The following is a 4,642-nucleotide window of genomic DNA, read 5'->3' as shown; positions in this document are numbered from 1 at the left end:
AAGTCGCAGGGACAGGGACACGAGACGACATACGCACAGGTCGTGGCGGAAGAACTAGGCTTTCCGGTGGATAGTGTTCTCGTCGAAGAAGGTGATACGGATACAGCACCTTATGGCCTGGGAACTTATGCGAGCCGCAGCACGCCAGTCGCCGCCGCAGCGTGTGCGATCGCTTGCCGAAAGATCAAGGACAAGGCGCGCAAGATCGCGGCGTACCTGCTCGAAGCGCACGAAGACGATCTCGATTGGGAGCCCGGGAAGTTTTTCGTCAAAGGTTCACCGGATCGCGCGAAGACGATTCAGGAGATCTCGCTCGCCGCTTACACAAACCATCCGCCGGGCATGGAAGCGGGACTCGAAGCGGTCAACTACTACGATCCGCCAAATCTGACGTACCCGTTCGGCAGTTACATCTGCGTCGTCGATCTCGACAAAGGCACGGGCGAAGTCAAAGTGCGGCGATTCGTGGCAATTGACGACTGCGGCAACATCATCAACCCGATGATCGTCGAAGGTCAGGTCCACGGCGGATTGACGATGGGACTTGGACCAGCACTGTACGAAGAGATTCAGTACGACGAGAGCGGTAACATCCTGCAGGGCAGTTTCATGAACTACCTGCTGCCGACTGCGGTCGAGACGCCGGCCTGGGAACTCGAAAAGACCGTGACGCCGTCGCCGCACCACCCGATCGGGGCCAAGGGGGTGGGGGAGTCGGCCACCGTCGGCTCCCCGGCGGCGTTCGTCAACGCGGTCGTGGACGCCCTGGCCCACGCCGGCGTGCGCGAGCTGGAGATGCCCATCGGTCCCGACAAGGTCTGGAAGGCGCTGGCCGAGGCGGGCCTCGCGGAGTGAGACAACGGCCCAGCCGGCAGGTGGTCCGGTGAATCGGGCGCAGGTGCTGGTGCAGGCGGGGCGGCTGGCCGCCGAGGGGCGGCCGTACGCGCTGGCCACCGTGGTCAGGGTGGTGCGGCCGGCCTCGACCCGGCGGGGGGACCGGGCGCTGGTCACCCCCGACGGGGCCCTGGCCGGGTGGGTCGGCGGGGCCTGCTCGGAGCCGATCGTGGTCCGCGAGGCGCTGCGGTCCCTGGCCGACGGCGAGCCCCGCCTGGTCCGGATCGGGCCGGCCGGGGCCGGGCTGGACGCGCCCGAGGACGTGGTCGTGGCCGAGAGCCGCTGCGCCTCCGAGGGGGTGGTCGAGGTGCTGATCGAACCGGAGCTGCCGGGTCCGCTGCTGGCCGTGCTCGGCGAGGGGGTGGCCGGGCGGACCCTGGTCCAGCTGGCCCGCATCGTCGGCTGGCGGGTCACCGACCAGCTCGACCCCGACGGCGCCGCCGACGCGGTGGTGGTGGCCACCATGGGCCACGGCGACGAGGACGTGCTCGCCGCCGCCCTCAAGGCCGGGGTCGGCTACGTCGGGCTGGTGGCCAGCGCCCGGCGGGCCGCGGTGGTCCTGGACGCCCTGCGCGAGCGGGGGGTCGAGGAGGCCGACCTGGCCCGGGTGCGCAGCCCGGCCGGCCGCGACCTCGGTCCCTCGACCCAGGAGGAGATCGCCGTGGCCGTCCTGGCCGAGCTGGTCGACTGGCGCCACGGCCTGGCCGCCGACCCCTCCGGCCTGGCCTCGACCGCGGGAGCGGCCGCGGCGCCGGCCGAGGCGGTCGACCCGGTCTGCGGCATGACCGTGGCCGTGGCCGGCGCCCCGACGGCGGTTCGGGACGGCGTCACGTGGTATTTCTGCTCGGTCGGCTGCCGCGACCACTTCGAGACCACCGGAGGCCAGTGAATGCCCGAGGACGCCCGCCCCGAGCCGCCGCACGTCGCCGGCGAGGCCGAGACGGTCAGCGGCTTCCTCGACTTCCAGCGGGCGACGCTGCTGTGGAAGCTGGAGGGCCTGGACGACGAGCAGCTGCGCCGGGCCATGGTCCCGTCCGGGACCAGCCTGCTCGGCATCGTCAAGCACCTGGCCTACGTGGAGCGCGGCTGGTTCCAGCGGGTCTGGGCCGGCCAGGAGATCACGGTCCCCTGGACCGAGGAGGACCCGGACGCCGACTGGCGGATCGAGCCGGACGAGACCACCCAGGACGTCCTGGCCCTGTACGAGGGCGAGTGCGCCCGCAGCCGCGAGATCGTGGCCGCCGCCTCCTCGCTGGACGAGGCCGTGGTCCACCCGCGCTGGAAGGAGGAGCTCAGCCGGCGCTGGATCCTGACCCACATGCTGGAGGAGACGGCCCGCCACGTCGGCCACGCCGACATCCTCCGGGAGCAGCTCGACGGCGCCACCGGGGAGTGAGGACATGACCGCCGTCGTCGTGATCACCGACTGCGACCACGGCGGTGTCGACCCCGAGCGGGCGGCGCTGGACGGCCACGACGTCGAGCTGCGGGTGCTGGACTGCCGCACCCCCGAGGAGGTGGCCGCCCAGGCCGGCGACGCCGAGGTCCTCATCAACCAGTACGTGCCGATCACCGGCGCGGTGCTGGACGCGCTGCCGCGGTGCCGGCTGGTGGTCCGCTACGGGGTCGGGGTCGACAACGTCGACGTCGAGGCGGCCACCGAGCGCGGCGTCTGGGTGGCCAACGTGCCCGACTACGGCCGCGACGAGGTCACCGACCACACCCTGGCCCTCGCCCTGTCCCTGCTGCGCGGGGTGGTCGTGCTGGACCGGTCGGTCCGGGACGGCGCCTGGGACCTGGAGGGGGCCCGGCCCCTGCGCCGCCTGTCGGTCCTCACCTGGGGGGTGGTCGGCTGCGGGGCCATCGGCCGCGGGGTCGCCGGACGGGCGGCCGGGCTGGGCATGCGGGTCCTCGGCCACGACCTGCCCGGGGTGCCGTCGGAGCCGCCGATCGAGCGGGTGTCGCTGGAGGAGCTGCTGGAGGGGGCCGACGTGGTCTCGCTGCACGCCGCCCTCACCCCGGAGTCGCACCACCTGATCGGGACGGCGGCGCTGGCCCGGATGCGGCCGGCGGCGTTCCTGGTCAACACGGCCCGGGGCGGGCTGGTCGACGCGGCCGCCCTGCTGGCCGCCCTGGACGCCGGGGAGCTGGCCGGAGCCGCCCTGGACGTGCTCGAGGGGGAGCCGCCCGACGAGCTCGGCTGGCGGCTGGCCCGGCACCCGCGGGTCGTGGCCACCCCCCATGCCGCCTGGTACTCGGAGGAGGCGTTCCACACCTTGAAGTCGGAGGTGGCCCGGGAGGCGCTGCGGGTCCTGGAGGGTGGCGAGCCCCGCTCGCCGGTCAACCGCCCGGCGGCCCGCCGATGAGCGCGTTCCTCGAACGCCTGGCCGCGGTGCCGGTGGTGGCGATCCTGCGGGCGGCCGGGGCGGGGCGGTTCCTGGAGGTCGGGCGGGTGCTGTACGAGGGTGGGGTGCGGGCGATCGAGGTCACGCTCACCTCGGAGGGGGCGCTGGAGGCCTTCGGAAGGTTGCGGGCGGAGCTGCCCGGGGACGCGGTGCTCGGGGTGGGGACGGTCCGGTCGGTGGGGGACGCGGAGCGGGCCGAGGCCGCCGGGGCGGCCTACCTGGTGGCGCCCGACTTCCGGCCCCAGGTGGTGGAGTGGGCGGGGGCGCGGGGGCTGCCGGTGGTGCCCGGGGGGCTGACGCCGAGCGAGGTGGCGGCGGCGTGGGCGGCCGGGGCGACCGCGGTCAAGGTGTTCCCCGTGTCGGCGGTGGGCGGGCCGGCCTACCTCAAGGCGATCAAGGCCCCCCTGCCCGAGGTGCCGCTGGTGCCCACCGGCGGGGTCGGGATCGACGACATCGGCGCCTACCTGGCCGCCGGGGCGGTCGCGGTCGGGATCGGGTCGCCCCTGCTCGGCGACGCCGGCGACCCCGGGGGCGACCTCGGCGCCCTGGCCGACCGGGCCCGCCGGGCGGTCGCCGCCGCCGGGGACCGGCGGTGACCGGGCCGCTGCTGGCCGTGGGGGAGACCATGGCCCTGCTGACCACGGCCGAGGTGGGGCGGCTGCGCCACGCCAGCTCGCTGACCCTCGGGGTGGCCGGGGCGGAGTCGAACGTGGCCATCGGGGCGCGGCGGCTGGGGTGCCCGGCCGCCTGGGTCGGTCGGGTCGGGGACGACGAGCTGGGCGAGCTGGTCGTGTCCCGGATCCGGGCCGAGGGCGTCGACGTCACCGGGGTGGTGCGCGACCCGGACGCCCCCACCAGCCTGATGGTCAAGGAGCGCCGCACCGCCGCCATGGTCCGGGTCCACTACTACCGCCGCCACGGCCCCGGGTCGCGCCTGCAGCCCGGCGACCTCGACCCGGCCCAGGTCGCCGCCGCCGCGGTCCTGCACGTGACCGGCATCACCCCGGCCCTGAGCGACTCGGCCAGGGCGACCGTCGACCACGCCGTCGAGCTGGCCCGGTCGGCCGGGGTCCCGGTCTCCTTCGACCTCAACTACCGCTCGGCCCTGTGGCCGCCCGACCAGGCCGCTGCCGTCTTCCGCGACCTGGCCGCCCGGGCCGACCTCGTGTTCGCCGGCGACGACGAGGCCGAGCTGCTCGGCCTGGCCGGCGACCCGGCCGACCTGGCCCGCGGCCTGGCCGACCTGGGCGCCGGCCACGCCGTGGTCAAGCTGGGCGAGCGCGGCGCCGTGGCCGCCGTCGCCGGCCAGGTCCACGCCGTCGAGCCGGTCCCGGCCGTCGACC

The 4,642-nt window shown here is 74.7% G+C and carries 6 protein-coding genes; all 6 read left to right on the top strand.

Translation table 11 applies throughout. The features are described from left to right. On the top strand, positions 1 to 855 hold an 855-nt coding region (locus tag VF468_03765; protein HEX5877430.1), incomplete at its 5' end, for a molybdopterin cofactor-binding domain-containing protein. Positions 856 to 883: 28 nt separating this feature from the next. After that, entirely contained in the window at positions 884 to 1,783 is a 900-nt protein-coding gene (locus VF468_03760; protein ID HEX5877429.1) for an XdhC family protein, read from the top strand. Then, positions 1,784 to 2,290, top strand: coding sequence for a DinB family protein (locus VF468_03755; protein ID HEX5877428.1), 507 nt, complete (start codon positions 1,784 to 1,786; stop codon positions 2,288 to 2,290). It abuts the gene before it with no gap. A gap of 4 nt (positions 2,291 to 2,294) precedes the next feature. Continuing rightward, positions 2,295 to 3,260, top strand: a complete 966-nt coding sequence (locus tag VF468_03750; GenBank protein ID HEX5877427.1) for a C-terminal binding protein — start codon at positions 2,295 to 2,297, stop codon at positions 3,258 to 3,260. Continuing rightward, positions 3,257 to 3,895, top strand: coding sequence for a bifunctional 4-hydroxy-2-oxoglutarate aldolase/2-dehydro-3-deoxy-phosphogluconate aldolase (locus tag VF468_03745; GenBank protein HEX5877426.1), 639 nt, complete (start codon positions 3,257 to 3,259; stop codon positions 3,893 to 3,895). The genes VF468_03750 and VF468_03745 overlap by 4 nt, the downstream gene beginning before the upstream one ends. Next, positions 3,892 to 4,642: sugar kinase (locus VF468_03740; GenBank protein HEX5877425.1), on the top strand; the 751-nt coding region annotated here is incomplete at its 3' end. The genes VF468_03745 and VF468_03740, both read left to right, overlap by 4 nt.

This window comes from Actinomycetota bacterium (genome assembly GCA_036280995.1).
Taxonomy (GTDB): Bacteria; Actinomycetota; CALGFH01; order CALGFH01; family CALGFH01; genus CALGFH01.
This window is presented reverse-complemented; position numbering and strand designations above follow the sequence as displayed.